This is a genomic window from Microcoleus sp. PH2017_05_CCC_O_A, from assembly GCF_020738785.1.
Lineage (GTDB): Bacteria > Cyanobacteriota > Cyanobacteriia > Cyanobacteriales > Microcoleaceae > Microcoleus.
On the sequence record NZ_JAEQCB010000022.1, the window covers coordinates 11,284 to 33,824 of the forward strand.

A 22,541-nucleotide genomic window follows, 5' to 3' on the forward strand; every position below is an offset into this window, starting at 1 on the left:
TGTGGCTGAAGCCGCGCACTCGCTCCAAGGCGACTGAAGTCGCTAATCGGCTAGACCCCAGCCTTAAAAGGACGGGGCTTGCGCCTCGTTTTTCGGTCATTTTCAGTGTAACCTCCGACTCGGAAAAAAAGTCCGCCTTTTGACCCCCCGATCGCCTGGAGGATCAGATTAGGCTTTGAAGAACTGAGTTTGACGCCGTTCGATCGTCGGTTGTCAGTTGCAGTTTTTTTGCAGTTTTGGGCATTGAAACTGGTTTTTTAAATCTCCATATTTCCTTCAAACCGTTTGGGAGACTCGGAACGGTGAGTAAAAGAAGAGCAAGAAGACTTTCGTTATCTATCGCGATGAAGTCAGAAGACATACACAGCAAGCTCGATCGCGATTCATATTTTACGTTAAGTTTAGGTGGATTTACTGACAAGACTATTTTTGATTGGCGATTCGGGAGCAATGCTGCTACTTTGAGGGTTTGGCCGACTGACTTTGGCGCAATCCGGCGGCTTCGACGAGTAGTGATTCGGCAAAGGCGATCGCCTCATGGGCCGATCGACCGCTGGCGAGTTGGGCGAGCTCTTCCCGGCGCTGCTGGCTGTTGAGGACTGCAACTCTGACTACAGTTCGTTCGCCCGGTTCGGTGTTGGCTGCTTCGCCGATACTTGATTCTGCTGCGATCGTCTGTTTGTTGACGCGAAAATGACAATCAGCCATCGCGGCGATTAGCGGCTGGTGGGTGACGCACAAAACTTGGTGTTTGTCGGAGAGTTGATAGAGCTTTTTGGCGATCGCACCGGCGACTCTCCCGGAGACTCCGGCATCGATTTCGTCAAAAATTAGGGTTCCGGCGCTTTCAATTTGGGAAAAACAGGCTTTGATGGCGAGTAGAAAGCGGCTCATTTCTCCCCCGGAGGCGATCGCCCCTAAAGGTTGCAGCGGTTCCCCCGGGTTGGGGCTGAAACAAAAGGCAATTTGGTCAGCACCGGTGGCGGTTGGGCTACAGGGCGAGATCTCGACTTGAAATTGGACTTTTTCCATAGCTAAGGGCTTAAGTTCTCCCACGAGGTGGGTTTCGAGTTTCAGGGCTGCGGAGCGCCGCAGGATGGTGAGGTGGCTGCAAGCGTCTTTTAATTGCTCTAGAGCAGTCTGATATGCGAGTTCTAAGGCTTCCATTGACTCGCCTCCTTCTAAAAGTTCGTTTAGTTCGTTTTGGATGCTGTGGTAGTAGGCGATCGCTTCTGAGAGCTGCCCGTATTTGCGGCAAATTTGTTTGAGTTCGCGAATCCGATCTTCTACTTCTTCGAGTCTTTCGGGATCTGCTTCTAATTGTTCGCCGTAGCTGCTAATTTGGCTGCTGGCTTCTGTGGCTTGAGCTAGGGCGTCGCTGACCATTTCTAAAATTGGTTGCAACTGGACATCGTAGACTACCATGTCGTTTAAAATTTCCTCGGCTTTGCTCAACAAGTCGGCGGCTGAGGCGCTATCGCCGTCGTTTTGGTAAAGGGCCTGGTGAACTCGGTAACTCTGCTGCTGCAATTCGACGACGTGGCCGAGGCGGATTGATTCTTGTTCTAGCTGTTCGAGTTCCCCGCCGTCTTCGATGTGGGCTTCGCTAAGTTCTCGGACTTGGTATTCTAATAAATCCAGTCTTTGCAGCCGCTGTTGTTCCGACTGACGCCTGCGGTTGAGGGCTGTTTTGGCGCTGGCAGCCCCCAGCCACGCGGTGCTGGTTGTCGATCGCGCTTGAGTGAGTTTTTTACCACCGTACAAATCCAGCCATTCTCGCTGGAGAGTTTCTTGGCCGAGGTGGACGGTTTGGCCTTGGGCCGTAATTTCCACAAGCCGATCGCGCAGTTGCTCCATTAACTGGCGGTTGACGAGAATTCCGTTCAAACGCGATCGACTCCGCAAAGCACCGCTAGATACGTTAATTTCCCGGCTGCAAACGGCTAAATTGCCATCTATGGGTTCGATTTCTTGCTCGAAGAGCCACTTGGTGGCGGATGAGTCTAATTCAAAGGTAGCTTCCAATATTGCCCGCGTTGCTCCGGTGCGAATCGATCGGCGATCGACTTTCCCGCCCAAAACTACATCGATCGCATCTAAGATAATCGATTTTCCAGCCCCGGTTTCCCCTGTAAATACGTTCAAACTCGGGCCAAAGTCTAGATCCAGGCGGTCAATTAGGGCAAAGTTTTCTATTCTGAGGGATAGTAACATGGGGAATTGGGAATGGGGAATTGGGAATGGGGAATTGGGCATAGGGAATGGGGAATGGGGCATTGGGAATGGGGCCCGCGCAGGGCATTGACTCCTCCCCTATCGGGCGCGTCGAATTTCCCGAGTCTTCTTTTGATTTTCAACTACAATACTTGTAATTTTGCCATTATCGATCGAGTCTCAACATCAATGCAAAGTAAATTACTGCTGCCCGTTGCTCTCTTAAGCTTTGTCCTGATTGGAGCTTTTGGCTGGAAGCTTCACCAAGACAAGGAGCGAGTCTATCAATTAACACTGGCCACGGGAACAAAAACTGGGAATTATTACCCTTTCGGACAGGCACTTGCTGATGTCGTCGTGAAACACAATCCGCGCATCCGCATTCAAGTTATTGAAACTCAAGGTGCTGAGGAAAATATGCGGAAGCTTGAGTCGAATGAGGCTCAGTTAGCGATCGTACAAAACGATACGGCTGCGGTACCTTCTGCTCGGGTAATAGCTTCGTTGTTTAAGGAAGTTTTTCATTTAATTGTTTCCGAACAGTCGGGAATTAAAAGTATTTCGGATTTAAAAGGCAAACATATTGCACTGATGGCAAGAGGCAGTGGTTCTTACAGTTCTTTTTGGTTGATGAGCGAACATTATGGTTTAAAAGAAACCGATTTTATGTTTACTCCAAATTCTTGGACAGAGGCTAGTAAATTATTTAGTAATGGCGAGGTTGATGCTATTTTCAGGGTACTGCCTCCCGGCAGCGATCTGGTTAGAAACTTGCTGCAAAATACGCAGGGAAAGCTAGTACAGATCGACCAAGGATCTGCCATGAAAATAAAGTTGCCTTATTTGGAAGCCGATATGATTCCTAAGGGTACTTACAAAGCCGATCCGGCTGTTCCCGATGCAGATTTGGCGACCGTGGGAGTGCAGGCTACTCTGTTGGCCCGGAAGGATGTCGATCCGGAGATCGTGCGGGAAATTACGCGGATTGTGTTCGAGTACCGCCGCAATTTGGTAGCTGCTAATTCGCTGGCGGCAATGATTAGTCAGCCTGGAGGAAATGGGGGTTTGGCTTTGCCCCTACATGAGGGCGCTCAGGCTTATTACGATCGCGAAAAGCCGGATTTTTGGGCTGCTAATTCCGATCTTATGGCTTTATATTTATCTATCGGAACGCTTTTCGCCTCTTGGGTTTGGCAGTTGCGCTCGCGCTTTGTAGAAAAACAAAAAAATCAAGCCGATCAGTTTAATTTGGCGATTTTAAGTTTGATTCAAAAAATTCGTCAAGCGAAAACTTCGCATGAAATTCATTTCTTGCAAGAAGAGTTATTTGAGATTTTTAACCAGGTGATTGTAGATTTGGACGAAGATCGGATTGATTCTGATTCTTTTCAATCTTTTACTTTTACTTGGGAAACTGCTATAAGAATTGCGCGCGAGCGAGAAAAGATGTTGCGGGAGTTGCGTCTGGCTTCGGATAGTGTGTAATTGATTGTGATAGACATATAGCCTTTACCAAAAAGATGAGGTATGTTGTTGGGATGCGAGCCCCAAGAGCGCTAAAGCGCAACTACGTACCAAGAAAGGTATGTTGTTGGGCTTAAGCCCCAAGAGCGCTAAAGCGCAACTACGTACCAAGAAAGGTAAGCGCAACTACGTACCAAGAAAGGTATGTTGTTGGGCTTAAGCCCTCTTAAAATTTGTTAGATAGCAAGTTATATCAATTTCGGTTGTACTGTCAGGTGATGTTGAATGTTAACTGTTGACTGCTAATTGTTTACGGTTTAAAGAATACCGATGCAACCGGAAACGATATAATGTATCAATCAACAACATGACGAGTTTCGTGCAGGGCTTTGTGATAGAATTTTCAGTGATGATTGAGAATTGCCTTTCCTGATGCACTGTAGCGCTGTTTGTCAGGTGCGTCGCTGTAAGATTATCGATATTTCTTTGGGAATTTTCGAGGGCGACGCACCCTACGACTGTTCCATCGCAATTATTTAAGCACGCTCCATCTAACGCACCTTACAATAATTTAGGTGAGACAAAACCTAGGTGTTTCCAAGCAGCGGCTGTGGCAATTCTACCCCGACTTGTTCGCTGCAAAAATCCGATTTGCATTAAATAAGGTTCGTACACATCCTCAATTGTTTGAGTGTCTTCTCCTGTAGAAGCTGCGAGGGTTTCTAAACCCACGGGGCCGCCGTTAAAGTTTTCGATCATTGCTGTCAAAAGAGACCGATCTGTCCAATCCAAACCTAGCGGATCGACGTTGAACAATTCGAGGGCGACGGAGGCAACTTCGGCGTTGATTGGCTTTAAATTTTTGACTTCGCTGTAGTCTCTGACTCGGCGCAGCAAACGGTTGGCAATCCGGGGTGTTCCGCGAGCGCGGCGGGCAATTTCTTCGGCTCCTTCTGGGGTGATTTGAGTGTCAAGAACTTGGGCGGTTCTTTGGACAATTAGACTAAGTTCGTCTATTTCGTAATATCGCAGTCTTTGGATCAAGCCGAAGCGATCGCGCAATGGAGATGTCAGCGACCCAACTTTGGTGGTGGCGCCTACTAAGGTAAAGGGTTTCAGCGGAATGCTGCGGATTTTGGCGCTTTTTCCTTGACCGATCGTAATATCTAAGCGGCAGTCTTCCATCGCCGGATACAGGATTTCTTCTGTAACTTTCGATAATCGGTGAATTTCGTCGATAAACAGCACGTCGCCTGCTTTCAGGTTGATTAGCAATCCGACAATATCTCGCGGTTTTTCTAGGGCTGGGGCTGTGGTGATTTTGCATTCTACTTCCATTTCTGCTGCTAAAATTAGCGACATTGTGGTTTTGCCCAATCCCGGCGGGCCGTAGAGTAACAGGTGATCCATCGGTTCGCCGCGGGATTTGGCTGCTGCAATTGCGATCGCCAAAACTTCTCTCAAGTCTTTTTGCCCGATATATTCAGCTAACCGCTGGGGCCGGATTTTGTCTTCTTGTTTGCTGTTGATTTCGTCGGGTAGTTCTTGCGATTCTAGTAGCGATTCCGTCTCGGGTTTGGCGGCTTTTTTCCGGGGTGCCGGGGCTATGTCTTCGGGTAGATTTGGGTCGGGTGGTTGTTGTTTGGAGGAGATAATTGCCATAGTTATTTGCGATCGGGCAATGGGAATTGTTTACAATTGTGAGCGGAATCATTACCAGTATTGAGTTCGCTATGAGTATTCCATCTTCTTTATTAGCGTCGGAAAGCATAACTTTTGAGGGGGCGATCGAGCTGACTCAATCTTTACTAGCCCAAATTGAAGCCGATAGACTTTCAGAGGCCCAGATCGAGCAAGCAGTGGCCTCTCTGGTGAAAACTAAGAACGGTGCTCGGGGTTTTTTTGTTACTTATCTGACGGACGAGGGACAGGTGGCAGACAGGCCTTCACCCGGAGTTATCGAGGCGCTGCGATCGGCTCCTGAGATCGTAGCAGAACTGCTGGTGAAAAATTTAGCGATGTCGTCGGCGATGGTTGTGTATCATTCGCGCCATCAAAGCGAGGAAAGAGCCGCGGGTTCTGCTAGAGTGCAGGGGCGATCGCACAATTTGATTCAAATCCTGCAAATGCCCGCCTGTAAAGCTGTAGCGTCCGAAATGCTGGAAAGTTTGCAGAATGCTAGCGGCGAGTACGAGGAATTTTTTGAACGGTGGGGCTACGACGACGAGCAAAAACTGGCGATACGTTCAGCAGTGAGTCAGGCGATCGGGTAAAGTAGACCTCTAGCAAAAATAGCTAGGATGGGCTACAGTCCCGCTCAAAAAATTGATTAAAAGGACTTTTGCAATTTTGTCTCTTATTTTCTTCAGTCTGCGGAGGCAGACTTCGTTTGTCTAGACGCGGTTTCAACCGCCGAGTCCGATCTTTGCCAGCAGATGCTTGATCAAAGCGGCGGGGCTGTGGAATAATTGCGGTTTAGCAAAAGCTGCACAATCGTAGCTGGAGTTGATTTAGGTGTGAAGGTTAGTGAACGAGGGCGAAAAAATTGCTGAGAACGGTGAAAGGAGTTGCCCAAAAAGCCCGATCGGCTCGCGGCAGGATGCCCGCAAGCAGCCAACGGTGGACGAAGCTGCATCTACTGACAACATTGGTGCGCCGGGACTTGGAAGCTCAATACAAAGGTTCGATTCTGGGCAATTTGTGGCCGCTGCTGAATCAGCTATCGCAATTGGTGATTTACACTTATGTATTCTCGATCGTCCTCAAGGTCAAGCTCCAACTTGCAGGGTTCCCCGAAAACAGTGACATTACCTTTGGAGTCTGGCTGTTTGCAGGTTTATTGCCTTGGAGTGCCTTCACCAGCGGTTTGATTAAATCGGGAGTATCCGTGGTTGGGCAGCCAAATTTAGTCAAAAAAGTGGTATTTCCCCTCGGTTTGCTGCCGCTAGTGCCGATTTTGACCGCTTTTATTGAAAGTTCTCTCGGTTTAGCAGCTTTGATTTTGATCGTAGCAGTGTCCACGCAAAAGCTCAACGCTACTTTATTCTTGCTACCACTGGTTTGGGCGCCTCAGTTGCTGCTAACAGCGGGCTTGGGATATTTGACAGCGGGCTTGACAGTGTTTTTGCGAGACATTCCTCAGACATTAGGTGTTATTCTAAATTTTTGGTTTTATTTGACGCCGATCGTCTATCCAGCATCAATCATCCCCGAAGAATGGCGAGCGTGGATATTTTGGCTCAATCCAATGGCCGCCATCTCCGAGATTTACCGAGATCTGATACTGCTTGGAGAAGTCAAGCATTGGGGTGAATGGGGTGTCGCCACCCTGATTTCTGCTGCTATATTTTGTGCAGGTTTTGCAGTTTACCGCCGTTTGCGCCCCGCTTTTGCTGACGTGCTTTGACAGTTGACAGTTGACAGTTGACAGTTGACAGTTGAGGGCGACCTCTACCTGGAAGTCCGAGGATTCGAGTAATGAATCGTCTTTTTTTGATTTCTCCCTACAAGGGTTCCGGCTTTAAACCAATTTCTCCTGGTAAACTTATTTGAGATCGCAAGTCAATCTAAAATCTAAAATTCCAATAAAGGTTTGTAGTGAGGACTCGCATTCCTCATAAAAATCTGAGGACTAAAGTCCTCACTACAAACCTATTTTTAGTGAGATCGGACATAATATCAATCTAAAATCTAAAATCTAAAATCTAAAATCGGATGACAGAAAATGTAATTTCACTAAAAAATGTTTCTAAATGCTTTAAGCGATACGATCGTCCAGGAGACCGCTTAAAAGAAATTATTTACCCCAGCAAAAAACTCGCTGACGAATTTTGGGCTCTCCACGACATCAATCTGGAAATTCCTCAAGGACAAACTCTAGGAATTGTCGGCCGCAACGGTTCGGGAAAAAGCACTCTTTTGCAAATAATTGTGGGGACTTTGACGCCCACCACCGGCAGCGTGGATGTGAAAGGACGAATTTCCGCTTTGTTGGAACTTGGAAGCGGATTTAACCCGGAATTTACCGGGCGGCAAAATGTATTCTTCAACGCTCAAATACTGGGATTCAGTCAAAAAGAAACTGAAGCAAAGTTTGACGAAATAGCTGCTTTTGCTGATATTGGAGATTTCATCGAACAGCCAGTCAAAACTTATTCCAGCGGTATGTTTGTCAGGCTGGCTTTTGCTGTTGCGACTAGCGTCGAACCGGATATTTTGGTGGTTGACGAAGCACTTTCGGTAGGCGACGAAGCTTTTCAGCGCAAGTGTTTTGCCCGCTTGCAAAGCATTCAAGAAGGTGGCGGCACGATTTTATTTGTCTCTCACGCTGCTACTTCGGTGGTGCAACTTTGTACGTCAGCAATTTTAATGGATAGCGGAGAATTGCTGCTCGCTCACACGCCGAAGGTGGTAATTTCTAAGTATCAAAAGTTGATCTATGCAGATCCAGATAAAGTATTGGGGCTGAAGTCAGATATTCGATCGCTAAATCAACTCACAAAGCAAGAAAGTGACAACAATCTTCAGGATGCTAATTTAGAAAGCACAAAGACGGAGGTGAAACCCGAGCAATATCACTCGAAATCCCAGGAACATTATGATGAATTTTACGATCCGGGGATGATACCGTCGAATACGGTGAGGTATCCGTCTCGCGGAGCGGAAATTATCAACCCCCACATCGAGACTCGGTCGGGAACTGTGGTAAATCACTTGATTGGTCGTCAAGATTATGTTTACACTTACTCTGTCACTTTCTCGCGGTCAACTTCCAAGGTGAGGTTTGGAATGTTGATTAAAACGATTAGCGGTTTTGAGTTAGCTGGTGCTTCTTTAAAGGCTTCCAGTCAGTCCGTTAGGTATGTGGAAGCGGGAACGACAATTGTCGTGAAGTTTCAGTTTAAATGTTTGCTAAATCCTGGGGTTTATTTTTTGAATGCGGGGGTTGTGGGAACGGTAGATGAGGATTTAACTTATCTGGATCGCTGCGTTGATGTGGCGATGTTTAGAGTTCAGTCTTGTACTGAGTCCTGCGGTAACGGCATCGTTGACTTGCTGATCGAACCGTGTTTAACTGTTGTTAATTCTGATTCTCTGGTGAAAAAGGCGTCAACCGAAGTCATCTAAAATTCTGTGAAAACAATGAGCGAGAGCAATTTAGATTTAGTCCAAAATCCGGTAATCGAAGCATTTATTCGAGAGCAAACTAAGTTTCCCGAAGATTTTAAACTAAATATCTGCGAAAACGATGAAATGTATTTGTTTGCGTTGAGCAATGTCAAGGACGATCGCGATCGGGCTTTGGTGCGCTATTATTCGCTGGGGCGCCGCATCTTGGATACTGTTAAACAGGTTGTGGATTGGCATTTTGGCAGTTTTGAGAATGTACCGTCTTTTCTAGATTTTGCCTGCGGTTACGGTAGATTTACACGGTTTTTGATTCAGGAAATACCGCCGGAACAAGTTTGGGTTTCTGATATTTATGCTAATGCGGTTAAGTTTCAAACTGAATACTTCGGCGTTAGCGGTATTGTTTCGACTGGAAAACCAGAAAATTATTTAATCGATCGCAAATTTGACTGCATTCTGGCTAATTCTTTTTTCAGCCATATGCCGGAAAGAACTTTTACAAGTTGGTTGCAAAATTTGTACGATTTGTTGACTCCTAACGGTATTTTGATGTTCAGCGTTCACGATGAGTGTTTGCGTGCTCCTAATGTAGAAATGCCTGCTAATGGTATTCTGTTCAGCGCCCTCAGCGAAAGTCAGTCTTTAGATAAGGAGGAATACGGCACAACTTATGTAACTGAAAAGTTTGTCAGAGAAGTTGTCGATAAAGTTAGCGCAGGTAAGGCTTTTGTTCACCGCATCGAAAAAGGTATATGCAGGTTTCAGGATTTGTATGTTGTCACAAATCAACTATCTAGAGATTTTTCGGAGTTGAAATTCAATCAGCACCCGGAAGGATATGTTGATGTTGCTGCTTTTACAAATAAGGAGAATTTGTATCTGGAAGGATGGGCGGCAGATCTGAATGGCGGCGGTAAAATTGAGGATTTGCAAGTGCTGGTAAACGGTGAGTTTGTGCAGAGGTGCGAGCCTTTTTACGATCGCCCGGATGTGGCCGGACACTTTGAAACTGATGTGGCTTTGCAGTCGGGTTGGAACTGTTATTTACCGAAAAACTCTGTGGCGCCGCAGGATGTGTTAACCGTTAAAGCAATCAATAACTACGGTTTGACATGGATTTTGGAAACTTGCACTGTGCAATCGCTGGTAAGGCAAAAGCAATCGCGGTCTTTGTTGGGGTCTACTCAACTCAAACTTCAATTGGTTGAAACTCAGCTAGCTGGGGCTAAGATAGAATGGGAGCAAAGTCAAAGTAAGTTAATGATTACTGAAACTCAGTTAGAAGAATCTCATACTAAGTTGGAAGAAACTCAAAATCAATTAATTTCAGTTCACTCGCAGTTGGAACAAACTCAAAGTCAGTTAGTGTCTCTGCAAATGCAGTTGGAGAAGACTGAAAATCAGTTGATGAATGTCAAGCAAGAACTAGAGAAATCGCAATGTCGAGTTGTGGCGATGGAAAGTAGCAAGTTCTGGAAGCTGAGAAGCACGTGGTTTCAAGTCAGGCGAGCGCTCGGTTTAGCGGGAGAATAAGACAAGACCATTTTAGATTTTGGATTTTGGATTTTGGATTTTAGATTGTGGATTGGAGATTGGAGATTGGGAGAGATGAGGGACTAAGTGTTGGGATATTACCTATAAGTTGCATTTTGGGCTAAATCGTGTAGCGAGTAAAAATGGTGTGGGAATTAGGGCGAGGGAGAGAAATTGTGAATATGAATGACAGCAAACCGTCGGTTTTTATTGTTACTGGAATGCACCGTTCCGGTACATCTTTAACGGCTTCTTTGTTTCAGAAAGTCGGAGTTGATATTGGCAAACAGTTGGTGGGCCCGGCGGTGGGAAATGTGAAAGGTCATTTCGAGAATGTTGATTTTGTTGAGTTTCACAAGAGTGTTTTACGATCGCACGGCATAGATGAACTCGGCTGTACGTTTGAACAAACGATTCCGGTAGCAGCGGAATATGTGGAAATTGCCAAACGGGCGATCGCGCAAAACCAACAAACTGACAACCATTGGGGCTGGAAAGACCCGCGAACCGCCCTGTTTTGGGATTTTTGGCTAAATTTGCTTCCCACAGCCAATTTCATCTGCGTTTATCGATCGCCCTGGGAAGTCGTGGATTCGCTGTACCGCCGCGGAACCGATGTCAGCTTGCTGCAAAACCCCGAAATGGCAGTAAAAATGTGGATTCACTACAACCAAAAAGTCTTAGAATTGTCCGAACGTTTTCCCGATCGCTGTCTGTTGGCCAACGTTTACCCGATCGGCAACACTCCGGAATTTTTTATCGATCGAGTCAACGACAAATTTAACGTTAACTTAGGTGCGATACCTGCCGACAATTTTGAAGAATCTTTATTAGTCAACGATATTGTCAAAAGTCATAGGCCGAGTTTAATAGAACAATATTTTCCCGAAGCCTTAGAACTATATCAAGTTTTGGAAACCCAAGCTGGCAATCTGGGCAGCGAATCGAATTCTGCCAGCGATAAAATTATTCATTTTCCAGCATCTTCTGTCGGGCCTTTTGAAGATTGGCTAAAAATCCGCTTGCTGGAAAAACAGCAAAAAACCAGCAATTCCGAAATCAAACAGTGGCAAGAAGAATTTCACCAAGCCCAGGCGAAAGTGTTGGGATTGGAGGCAGAATTAGGAGAAACTCAAGTACAACTTGCAGGCAAAGAATCAAATTTTCAAGAAGCTTTAGCAAAACTGCTCGGATTAGAAACAGAATTAGGACAAACTCAGGCACAGCTTGCCGGTCAAGAATCGCAATTTCAAGAAGCTTTAGCAAAAGTCCTGAAGTTAGAAACAGAATTAGGACAAACTCAGGTACAACTTGCAGGCAAAGAATCACAATTTCAAGAAGCTTTAGTAAAACTGCTCGGATTAGAAACAGAATTAGGACAAACTCAGGTACAGCTTGCCGGCAAAGAATCGCAATTTCAAACAGCTTTAGCAAAAGTCTTGGAATTAGAAGCAGAATTAGGGAAGAGTCAGGTAAAATACGAAGAAAAAGAATTCAAATTGGAGCAAAAGTTAGCTGAGTTACTGTGGTTGGAAACAATACAGAGTCAAACTCAGGAAAAATTAAATGAAAGTCGGGAAGACTTAGAAAAATCGCGCCAGGAAACAGAAAGAGTGCGGGCAGAAATTGAGGCAATCAAGTCTTCTGACTGGTGGCAAATCCGAGAAAATTTGTGGGGTTTTAGGCGCCGAATCCGTGACCTCTTCCCGAAATATATTTTTTCGTTAGACCAACCCACTACTTGGCAAATTAGCGATTCTAATTTACTAATCGTGGGCTGGGTATTTAACACAAAAATTGAGATTAAAGCAGTGCGCGCCCGAATTGATGACAAAATATTTTCGGGCGTTTACGGCATAGAAAGAAGCGATATAGCGATAGCACATTCTAATATTCCGGCTGCGAGGAAAGCGGGTTTTACTATTGAATTGCAAGCGCCTGCCGGACGGCACGAAGTGGTACTAGAAGCCCAAGAAGCAGGCGGAAATTGGCATCTCTTGGCAACTTATCCGCTGTTGGTTTCAACAATTCAAGCATCGTTAGATGTACCCGTGGTGTGGGAACAGCGTCAGGGTCAAATTTTGTTCGCAGGTTGGTGCTGTCACCACGATCGCAAAATTGCTAAATTAAGCTTTGTGTGCGGAGATATTTCTGTAGAATGCGCCTACGGTTTGCGGAGAAAAGATGTCGGCGAAGTGTTTCCCGACTGGGTTAACAGTTCGGAAAGTGGCTTTGAGGCACTTGTCGATTTGCCGCCAGGGGAATGGCAAGTTTCGCTGCAAGCTGAGTTAGATACCGAGGAAATTTTGTATTTTCAAGCGCCACAAATATTGACTGTGCGGCGCTACCATATTTGGCAGCGAAGTGCTGATAAATTTGAGGAGTTTTCGAGTTTTGTAGAGGCAATCCGGCAGCGGGCTAGGGAGAGAAAACAGCGTCTGGGCAGAATTGTGCCGATGCCTTGGGAAATTGTCAAGGTGATGCGCCAGTTGGGGAAGATTTACCAACAGCAAAAACAGTTGACTGCGCCGGGGGATTTGCTACCGCCTGCGGGTTTTGTGGTGCCGAAACCGATTGATAGGTATGACGCTTGGTTGGAGGTGAATCAGTGGAATAGTCGATCGCGCGATTACTTGATTTCTCGGTTAAAATCCTGTGGGGAAGCGCTGCCCAAGATTTCGGTGGTCATGCCAGTGTACAATCCGCAGATAGATTTTCTCGAAAGTGCGATCGACAGTGTAATCAATCAAGTCTATCAAAACTGGGAACTCTGCATCGCTGACGATCGCAGTACCGACGCCACAGTTGCTGACACCTTGAAAAATTGGGCCGAAAAGGACGATCGTATCTGCATACAATTTCGCACAGAAAACGGCAACATCAGCGCCGCAACTAACAGCGCAGCCGCCCTCGCCACAGGCGACATCATCCTATTTTTAGACAACGACGACGAACTAACTCCCGACGCCCTAGGCGAAGTAGCGCTATATTTTGCCACCCATCCAACCACCGATTTTCTCTACTCAGACGACGACAAAATCGACACCAAAGGTCGCCGTTTCGCCCCACAATTCAAACCGCAATGGTCGCCAGAACTGCTGCTTTCCTATATGTATCTCGGTCATTTGTGCGCCGTCAGAAAACAGATTTTTGAAGAAATAGGTGGCTTGCGCCTCGGTTTTGAAGGCTCGCAAGATTACGATTTTGCCTTAAGAGCAACCGAAATTTGTCGCCACGTCGCGCACCTGCCTTTAGTGCTGTATCATTGGCGAACTGCACCCGGTTCTACAGCCATATCTGGGGCCGCAAAACCCGCCAGTTTTGGCGCAGGTCAAAAAGCAATCCAAGATGCACTAAACCGCCGACAAATTAATGGCAATGTCGCTCAGCACGCCTGGGCTACCAAAGAAAATTTGGGCATCTTTGCCCAAGATTTCCCGGATGACGGCCCGTCAGTAACGGTAATTATTCCTACTAAAAATCAGGTGAAATTGCTGAAAGCCTGTCTAGATTCTCTGGAAACTACAACCTACAAAAACTTTCAAATTGCTGTCATAGATAATGAAAGCGACGATCCGAAAACTCTAGAATATTTAAAGCAATTAACTTGCCAAGTTTTGCGAATCAAAAATCCTGGTGGCAAGTTTAGTTTTGCAGCAATCAACAACCGCGCCGTCGAGAAAGTTGACAGCGAATATGTATTGTTTTTGAACAACGATACTGAAGCAATCAACCCGCGCTGGCTGAGTCAAATGGTGGGATACGCTCAAATTCGCGGCGTTGGTGCAGTCGGCGCGCGACTGTTATATCCCGACGGTAGAATTCAGCACGCGGGAGTAATTCACGGCCTCCATCACGGTTTGGCCGGTCACGCTTTTAAGCTGATGGATAAGGAGAATCGAGGCTATCTTTCTCAAGCGATGGTAACGCGAAATTACTCGGCGGTAACTGCTGCTTGCACGATTACTCCCCGTCAATTGTTCTTAGAATTGGGCGGCTTTGATGAGGATGATTTTGCTGTTGCTTACAATGATGTCGATTACGGATATCGATTGTTAGAACGGGGTTATCGGTGCGTGTATTGTCCCGATGCGGAGTTGTTGCACAAGGAGGGAACTTCGAGAGGTTTTACTGACAATCCTCAAGAAGTTGCGGCTTTTCGGCGCAAGTATGCGGGGAAAAATGACAGCTTTTACAGTCCTCATTTGTCTTTAGAAGATGAGTATTTTCATATTCAACCCCGACGGGTTTTTATGAAAGGAGAGGGAAAGAAGAAGGAAGAAGGAAGAGGGAAGAAGGAAGAAGAAAGAGGGAAAAAGGAAGAGGGTTATACATTGGAAGTTTCGGATTCTGGTTTGTTGGTAGCCAATACAAACAATTCTATTCATCCTCTTAAGGTTTTGATGTGCAGCAATTCGCTGGATTTTACGGGCGCGCCGCTGCATCAGTATGAGATTGCGGTGAAATTGGCGGCTGAGGGTGTGATTTTGCCGATCGTACTTTGCACGACAGACGGCCCCCTGCGCCAAGCTTACGAACAACAGGGAATTGAAGTCATTGTACGCGACAATCCCCTCGAACACATCTACCAGCGCGATGCTTACGATGAAGCTATCCGGAGTTTTAGTAAGGAAATTGAAAGTTTAAAAGTAGATGCAATTTATGCCAATACTTTAGAAAACTTCTTTGTAGTTGATGCGGCGCGAGAAATCGGAGTTCCGGCGGTGTGGAACGTGCACGAAAGCGAACCTTGGCAAACTTATTTTAACAGGTTTGGCTCGGAGATTGCGGCGAGAGCTTTGGAGTGTTTCCGCTTTCCTTACAAGGTGATTTTTGTGGCGGATGCAACGCGTGACAGGTATTTGCCTCTCAACAGCCACCACAATTTTACAGTGATTCACAACGGCTTAGATTTGAGCAAACTGGAAAATTCCGAGAATTCTGAAGACGCTAGAAACACTTTAGGTGTGGCAGCGGAAGATGTGGTATTGTTGCTGCTGGGAACCGTCTGCGAACGTAAAGGCCAGCAAGATTTAGTTCAAGCACTTTCACTTTTGCCTGAAAAATGGCACAATAAGATTAGGTGTTTCATTGTGGGCGATCGGCCGAGTATTTACAGCAATAAATTAGCCGATATGGTGAACGCATTGCCGGAAGAGTTGCGACAAAGGGTGACAGTAGTCCCGGAAACCGGGGAACCAGGAAAATATTACAAAGCGGCGGATATTTTTGTTTGCACTTCTCGTGTCGAAAGTTTTCCGCGAGTGATTTTGGAAGCGATGGCCTGCGATTTACCAATTATTACATCGCCAGTCTTTGGAATTAAGGAACAAGTGAGGCCGGGAATTAACGGTTTGTTTTATACGCCCGATCGTCCGGATCAATTACTTGCAGCTTTGATTAGTTTGTTGGAGGATAAATCTTTGCGCCAGCAGTTAGCTGGAAATGCTAAATATGTCTTGGATTCACTCAATACTTTTGAGGAGATGACTCAAGCTTATGCAGACATTTTCTGCGAAGCATATTTCAGCAGTCATTAATCATGGGCAAAACAGGTCATTGGCCAAACAGGTCATTGGCCAAACAGGTCATTGGGCAAACAGGGCATTGGTAGAACAGGTAATTGGTAATATCAAATCTGGCTGTACCGGAATTATTAAACCGCAGAGAACACAGAGGACACAGAGGAAGAGAATGGAGAGATGAATCATTCCAATGAAGACCGGATTTGATATAATTGGTAGCACAGGGCAAGGAGAAACGAAGACTTGCGGAACATATTCAAAATCCAGACATCTATACTATAAAATAATCAAAAATGAACGATGAAAAAATGACCGATCGCCCAAGAGTAGATTATGAAACTGCCTGGGACAGTTACGCCCAACAGTGGGAAGAAACTAATCCCGAACTTTCCCATATTGGGGACGAATGGATAGGTAAAGCTGCTGGTGCGGCCAACTCCTTAGCCGAATACGAAGCACTGATAGAACAGGAATTTGTTGCACCGTACATCAAAAAAGAACATACGGTTTTAGAAATTGGTATCGGTGGCGGAAAAACTGGTTCGCTGTTGCTGAAATATTGCGATCGCCTAATTTGCGCCGATATTTCCAGTCAAATGCTGCAAGCCGCGCGATCGCGCTTGGGAGTCGATCGCGTTTCCTACGTCAAACTCGACGGTTTAACATTAGACGGCATCGCCCAGGGTGCAGCCGATGTCTGCTTTTGCTACGATACAATGGTACACGTAGAAGCCGTAGACATATTCAACTACCTAACTCGCATTCCCAAACTGCTGCGGGGCGATCGCATTTGCGTCTTCCACCACGGCAATATTCTCAGCGAATTAGGGTGGCAAAAATTCGCCGGCGAGTGGGACAAAAACTTGCTGGGACGCAGAGATGGCACTGCATTCTCAATAATGACAGATACAATTATGGAAAAATTTCTCAACCATTTAAACTATGAAATCCTCCTGAAAAATACATCTTCAGTACCGCGAGATTGCGTCTGGATTTGCAAAGCACCATTAAACAGTTGACAGTTGACAGTTGACAGTTGACAGCGATGTTTTTAAAGCAGTCTCACACCTGCTGGAATTATAACTAATCGATCGAACATCATGTAAATCCTGTTCATCTTCCTTCCTTTTTCCTTCTTCCTTCTAAAATGAAAGCATTATTTCTCCACCCCAACTTCCCCGCCCAATACCGCCACATTATCACGGCTTTAGGCGCCAATCCCAAAAATCAAATTGTTTTCGGCACTAAAAACGAGCGTCCAGAATGGGACATTCCCGGAGTTCGCAAAGCAGCATTTACCCCCAGCCGCGAACCCCACGCCCAGACTCACCAATACGTGCGCCCTTTAGAAAGTGCCGTCATCTACGGACAAGCCGTATTTAGAATGGCCGAACAACTCAAAGCTGACGGTTTTGTACCCGATGTAATCTGCGGACATTCAGGTTGGGGGCCGACACTATTTGTCAAAGAAGCTTTTCCAAATACGCCACTTTTGTGTTATTTCGAGTGGTTTTATCACGCCATTGGTTCCGACGCAGATTTCGATCCGGCGGAACCTTTAAGTGTTGACGATATGGCGAGAATTAGAATCAAAAATGCGCCGATTCTGATCGATTTATATTCTTGCGATTGGGGTTTGTCGCCGACTTATTGGCAGCGATCGCAATTTCCGCCAGAATTACAACAAAAATTATCCGTACTCCACGACGGCGTAGACACCGATTATTTTAAACCAGATCCCGGTGCTAAACTAATTTTACCGAACTTAGATTTGTCCGGCGTTGATGAAATTGTCACCTACGTATCGCGGGGAATGGAACCTTACCGTGGTTTTCCAGAGTTCATTGAGTCGATCGCCTACGTGCAAGAACGCCGCCCCAACTGTCACGTTGTAATTGTTGGTTCAGACAGAGTTTGTTACGGCCGTTCTTTACCAAATGGCGAGTCTTACAAAGACCATATGCTCAAAAAAGTGCCGCTAGATATGTCGCGAGTACACTTTGTCGGGCCGCTACCTTACGGACTGTATTTAAAAGTAATTCAAGCATCCGACGTACACGTTTATTTAACCAGACCTTTCGTGCTATCTTGGTCGATGATTGAATCTCTATCGGCAGGATGTTTAGTAATCGGTTCCGATACGGGCCCGGTGAGAGAAGTTATCCGCGATGGAGAAAACGGTTTAATCGTCGATTACTTCTCGCCGAAACAAGTAGCCGATCGCATTGACGAAGTTTTAGACCATCCTACCCGCATGGCAGAAATTCGGGTCAAGGCCCGTCAAACCGCCCTAGAACGCTACAGTTTAGCTAATATGTTACCGCAGCAATTACAACTAATCGAGCAGGTTGCAAGTCGATCGATGCCGCCGACAGTTGGTATGCAGCCAGAACGGGAATTGGCCGCATCTTTTGGAGTGAGAATTTAGTGCGATCGTAAGGTACGCCACAAGCACCCTTAGGTACGTTGTTGGGCTTCAGCCCTCTTTCCTAATATTATAAAGAGCGCTGAAGCGCAACTACGTACCTAATTTGTCTGACGACAATAAAACCACCCTGCTGATTAAGGGGGGTTAGGGCGATCGAGTCAGGTACACAGCGGAAATTCTACATAATCTTAGGCACTTTAAAAAACTCCCCATCGCGATCGGGAGCACCCGCCAAAATACTCTCGCCGTTAGCAAACGGTTGCAAATCGTCCGATCGCATAACATTGCTAACATCGATCGCCCGAGTTGTCGGTTTTACCTTACTCGTATCCAGTTCGCTCAACTGCTCAAAATAATCCAAAATACCGTTCAGTTGACCAGTAAACTGCTCTTCTTCTTCCGGCGTTAATTCCAATCGGGCTAAATTCGCTACTTTCCGAACTTCTTCTTTGTCAATCATAAAAATTGGGAATTGGGAATTGGGAATTGGGCATAGGGAATTGGGAATTGGGCATAGGGCATGGGGCATGGGGCATGGGGCATGGGGCAAAGAGGCCAAACAAGTTATGTGTTATTTGTTATTTGTTATTTGTTATTAGAGAAACTACTAACTATTAACTACTAACTATTAACTATGCCCGATGCCCCATTCCCTATTCCCCATTCCCTATTCCCCATTCCCATCATAGTTAAAAATACACATCAATTTGCGATCGCCCTGTCGTCTTCAGCCAATTCTGCACCTCAATGTAATTGTTCGGCGCCAAACGAATAGCCTCCTTCCAGTAATCCGCAGCTTTATCAAACAGCCCTTCCGCCCCTTCAACATTGCCAGCTTCCTTTTCCCTTTCCCCTTGATAGTGGTAAATCACAGCAATATTGTTCAGCGCTTGCGGCATTCTGGGATTCAGTTCAAGCGCTTCGCTGTAATACTCCAAAGCTTTATCGTGTTCGCCGTTGCTAGTATGGATCAGACCCATATTGTACAATACATAACTGCGATCGTAAGGATCTTCTTCCAGCTTCAGCGCTTCAGTATAATTGTCCAGCGCTTCAGCATATTCGCCATCAGCTTGAGCCGACATACCATCCCGATAATAAGCAAAAGCTTCCTTCGCCTTCTTTTTCGCGGGCATAATCTTCAGGATGATATCAGCCATTACCGTGAAACTTTTGTCAATAAAGTTATCGTTGCGTTGAGTTCTTGGCATATGCGATTCTTTTCGTTAGTGGCTAATCTCAAAAATTAGCGGGTAAAGTTTTCCTATGAATACTTGCACAACAATTTTAGTTTAGAGTTGTGCTGAGAATGCGAAAAAGACTTGTGAGACACAAGGACAAACTTGACAACACGCGCAAGTCCTATCTATTGTAGATAACTATTGCAAGACTTGCAAAAAAAACATATTTTTTTTACATATTTAAACTTTTATTAAGTTTTCAAAGTTCAGCCAACACTGAAAAGCTTTTGGGAAAAAAGTAGGGTACGGTTCAATTGAGGGTAACAGTTTGCGAGCGATCGGTGTAAGGTGAAGGCTGTCGCCTTAGTCCTAATTCGCCCCCCAAAGCATGAGTCCGAGCCAATCAGTCTTGGGGTTGGCATTTGCTAGATGCGATGGCGCAGGGGTTTCAGCCAGATTTCACCATTGCTGATGTCGGGACGGGATTGAGAGCAGGTCAGAAAGAAGTCCTGCCTGATACTCCTTGTCATGGAGATATTTTTCAGCTCCAACAACAATTTGAGACAGTTGTTGACAATTGCTAATTAGCATGGTAATGTCAGACTATTCCAGCGTAAAAAATGTTAATTTTTCAAGCAGGACTAAGCAGTCGGGGTAATTGTATTCATTTGTAGTAAAAATAAGTTGGAAGTATTAATTAGGTAATGTCGTATCGTATTGTTGCTTATATCACTGCCTATTCAGATAAAACTGCCCTTGAGCGGTGTATCGCTTCTCTTAAGTGTCAAACTTATTCGATCGAGAAAATCTTAATAGTCGATAACTCGCCTCATGTGTTGTTGTCTCCTGAAGAATTAGACGAATCTATTATCGTCAAATCTTATCCCCAAAACATCGGCATTTCTGGCGGTTTACGAGTGGGTATTGAATGGTCTATTAAAAATGAATTTGATTTTATTTGGACTTTCGATCAAGATACTGAACCTTCACCAGATGCTTTAAAAAGATTAATTGAAACCTATGATAATCTCAAAGAAGCTCATCAAAAAATTGGAATTATTGCTCCACTTCCTGTTGATAGAGTCACAGGACAACAATGGAATGGAATGATCTTAGATAAGTATCAACTAAAACAATTTCTTATAAACGATCAAATCCCTGAAATTTATAAATGTGATGCCGTTATTACAGCAGGTTCTCTTATTTCCATTCAAGCCGCTTACAATACTCCCTTTCCTAATGAAAATTTATTTATTGAAGCAGTTGATTGGGAATATTGTCTAAAATTAAAGAAACAAAATTATTCTATATTTGTCAATAGAAATATTGTTCTAAAACAACGATTTGGAGAGACTCAAGAAGTTAATTTATTTTATCCTAAAATAAAAATAATGCGATTGAATTGTTCTCCGTTGCGTTACTACTACCGATGCAGGAATAACACCTTTGTCGAACTTAGTCTCGCTATGGAGAACAAACTATTGATTATGTTTAGTATTCATAGAATTAAAATTATGATTAATTTAGTTATTAAAATCTTGCTATTAGAAAACCTATCAAGAAGATTGAAAATTTGGGCTTGTCTGCGCGGAACTTATGATGGTTTCAGAGGGAACTTAGGAAAAACCTGGGTATAATCTACAAGAATGAGTCCGAGCCAATCAGTCGCAGCCAGTTTACCGCTTGATGCTCGCCAGAAAATAGCGATCGTGATATTGGCAAAGACAAAGTACGCACCCACACTATTAGTAGCGTTGGCGATCGGTTACCAGAGGTAACGCACCCTACAGATAGATTCTTTGCGTAAGTCCTGTACTCTTTACCCCTTCCCCCTTCCCCCAACAGCAGTAACAAAAATACGTGGGGCAATGCGTGAGATATGTTATAGTAAACAGTCAGCCTAAATAGTTAGGTTTCAAATTGTTGTCTATTATCTCAGGAAACCGAAATGCTCAGAACCGATGTAATTCAAAAAATAATCGACAAGAAAAAAGCCCTGAGGTATTTAGAAATCGGCGTAAATAATGGCGATAGTTTTTTCCCGATCGAGATCGCTCAAAAGGTGGGAGTAGATCCTAGTTTTGCATTTTCTGAAGAACGTAAATTGGAATGGGCTAGTAAAAATCTATGTAATGCAACAGCGGAATATATAGACGCCACTAGCGATGCTTTTTTTGCAAGTGCCAATCCGATCGAACGGTTTGATGTAGCATTTATCGATGGATTGCATACCTACGAACAATCATTGCAAGATGTCCTGAATACCTTGGACAACCTCAATGAAAATGGCGTAATAGTCATGCATGATTGCAAACCACCCCATGTCCTCGCAGCCTGTCCAGCTCAGTCTCTGCAAGCTGCGATCGACATGAATTTACCTGGATGGGATGGCAACTGGTGTGGTGATGTCTGGAAAACGATTTGTTATCTAAGAAGTAATCGCAAAGATTTGCGAGTCTTTGTGTTGGATTGCGATTTTGGCTTAGGCATAGTTATGAAAGGAAAGCCTGATATCGATCTCAACCTGAGCAAAGATGAATTGGATAAAATGACTTATGAAGATGTTCTCAATGGTAAAGAAAATTTTCTTAACTTAAAAGATGAAAACTATTTGTTTGAGTTCTTAGAAACAATCTAATTCACTATCCACTATCCACTACTCACTATTCACTAATTTAATTATGCAAGCTGATATTTTTTATTAAGATGGCATTCGTCGCAGGTGGTTATATTCCGACACCCCCTGTATCTAGTTCAATTTTGACTCTGATCCAAGAATACAAATACCACTCAGAAACAAATGAGAATCAAGTAGATGTTTTCAATTGATCGACGCGACGAATTACTGGCGATCGCCGGTATTCTCGACCCAAAGCTGACAGCAATCGCTATCAGCTTTGATGTACCTTTAATGATGGCAGAATTTGCCGTGCAGTGCTACCTTAAAACTGCCATTTTTGAACCATGCCAAAAGTAGCAATGTTTTGCCCCAAAATCAAGGTCAGCCACAAAAAAAGCCTAAATTCTCCAGGTCTAAACCAGCTTTAATGCCCGCAACCTATAATT

16 protein-coding genes are annotated in these 22,541 nt (G+C 44.9%); 12 read left to right on the top strand and 4 right to left on the bottom strand.

Translation table 11 applies throughout. The features are described from left to right. Positions 1–456: 456 nt before the first annotated feature. Positions 457–2,214, bottom strand: a complete 1,758-nt coding sequence (gene recN / locus JGK20_RS07175) for a DNA repair protein RecN (protein WP_293211783.1) — start codon at positions 2,212–2,214, stop codon at positions 457–459. Between the two features lie 12 nt (positions 2,215–2,226). Here recN and JGK20_RS07180 point away from each other — a divergent pair, with 12 nt between their 5' ends. Further along, positions 2,227–3,699, top strand: coding sequence for a TAXI family TRAP transporter solute-binding subunit (locus tag JGK20_RS07180; RefSeq protein ID WP_293183308.1), 1,473 nt, complete (start codon positions 2,227–2,229; stop codon positions 3,697–3,699). Positions 3,700–4,239: 540 nt separating this feature from the next. Here the strand turns inward: JGK20_RS07180 and ruvB are convergent. Beyond that, complete coding sequence (ruvB, locus tag JGK20_RS07185) at positions 4,240–5,340, bottom strand: Holliday junction branch migration DNA helicase RuvB (protein WP_293196652.1); 1,101 nt, start codon at positions 5,338–5,340, stop codon at positions 4,240–4,242. Between the two features lie 71 nt (positions 5,341–5,411). On the opposite strand from ruvB, the gene JGK20_RS07190 reads away from it, so the two are divergent. The 7 genes from JGK20_RS07190 to JGK20_RS07220 all read left to right on the top strand — a co-directional run bounded on the left by JGK20_RS07190 (position 5,412) and on the right by JGK20_RS07220 (position 18,294). Next, a complete protein-coding gene (locus JGK20_RS07190) occupies positions 5,412–5,951 on the top strand; it encodes a hypothetical protein (RefSeq protein WP_293229915.1) in 540 nt (179 codons plus the stop codon). A 326-nt stretch (positions 5,952–6,277) separates the two neighbouring features. Continuing rightward, a complete protein-coding gene (locus tag JGK20_RS07195; RefSeq protein WP_293183358.1) occupies positions 6,278–7,084 on the top strand; it encodes an ABC transporter permease in 807 nt (268 codons plus the stop codon). A gap of 308 nt (positions 7,085–7,392) precedes the next feature. Then, the gene (locus JGK20_RS07200) at positions 7,393–8,805 is read left to right on the top strand and encodes an ABC transporter ATP-binding protein (RefSeq protein WP_293183314.1); all 1,413 of its coding nucleotides are present in this window, start codon (positions 7,393–7,395) and stop codon (positions 8,803–8,805) included. 15 nt (positions 8,806–8,820) lie between these two features. Next, on the top strand, positions 8,821–10,341 hold the full coding sequence (locus JGK20_RS07205) for a class I SAM-dependent methyltransferase (RefSeq protein ID WP_293183316.1): 1,521 nt from the start codon (positions 8,821–8,823) through the stop codon (positions 10,339–10,341). A gap of 176 nt (positions 10,342–10,517) precedes the next feature. Further along, positions 10,518–15,881 (top strand): glycosyltransferase, encoded by a 5,364-nt coding sequence (locus JGK20_RS07210; protein WP_293229947.1) that lies wholly within the window; start codon positions 10,518–10,520, stop codon positions 15,879–15,881. Positions 15,882–16,159: 278 nt separating this feature from the next. Further along, positions 16,160–16,885, top strand: coding sequence for a class I SAM-dependent methyltransferase (locus JGK20_RS07215; protein WP_293183318.1), 726 nt, complete (start codon positions 16,160–16,162; stop codon positions 16,883–16,885). A gap of 128 nt (positions 16,886–17,013) precedes the next feature. Then, positions 17,014–18,294 (top strand): glycosyltransferase family 4 protein, encoded by a 1,281-nt coding sequence (locus JGK20_RS07220; protein WP_293183320.1) that lies wholly within the window; start codon positions 17,014–17,016, stop codon positions 18,292–18,294. Positions 18,295–18,472: 178 nt separating this feature from the next. Here the strand turns inward: JGK20_RS07220 and gatC are convergent, their stop codons facing one another. After that, positions 18,473–18,754 carry an Asp-tRNA(Asn)/Glu-tRNA(Gln) amidotransferase subunit GatC gene (gene gatC, locus JGK20_RS07225; RefSeq protein ID WP_293128462.1) on the bottom strand — a complete coding sequence of 94 codons (282 nt, stop codon included), beginning with the start codon at positions 18,752–18,754 and terminating at the stop codon, positions 18,473–18,475. A 229-nt stretch (positions 18,755–18,983) separates the two neighbouring features. Next, positions 18,984–19,505, bottom strand: a complete 522-nt coding sequence (locus JGK20_RS07230; RefSeq protein WP_293183322.1) for a photosystem I assembly protein Ycf3 — start codon at positions 19,503–19,505, stop codon at positions 18,984–18,986. Positions 19,506–20,179: 674 nt separating this feature from the next. On the opposite strand from JGK20_RS07230, the gene JGK20_RS07235 reads away from it, so the two are divergent. From JGK20_RS07235 to JGK20_RS07250, 4 genes are all read left to right on the top strand, one after another. After that, the gene (locus tag JGK20_RS07235; protein WP_293183324.1) at positions 20,180–21,112 is read left to right on the top strand and encodes a glycosyltransferase; all 933 of its coding nucleotides are present in this window, start codon (positions 20,180–20,182) and stop codon (positions 21,110–21,112) included. A gap of 9 nt (positions 21,113–21,121) precedes the next feature. Continuing rightward, a complete protein-coding gene (locus tag JGK20_RS07240) occupies positions 21,122–21,253 on the top strand; it encodes a hypothetical protein (RefSeq protein ID WP_293152510.1) in 132 nt (43 codons plus the stop codon). Positions 21,254–21,423: 170 nt separating this feature from the next. Further along, on the top strand, positions 21,424–22,113 hold the full coding sequence (locus JGK20_RS07245) for a class I SAM-dependent methyltransferase (protein WP_293152513.1): 690 nt from the start codon (positions 21,424–21,426) through the stop codon (positions 22,111–22,113). Positions 22,114–22,290: 177 nt separating this feature from the next. After that, positions 22,291–22,452, top strand: coding sequence for a hypothetical protein (locus JGK20_RS07250; RefSeq protein WP_293183326.1), 162 nt, complete (start codon positions 22,291–22,293; stop codon positions 22,450–22,452). Positions 22,453–22,541: the final 89 nt, after the last annotated feature.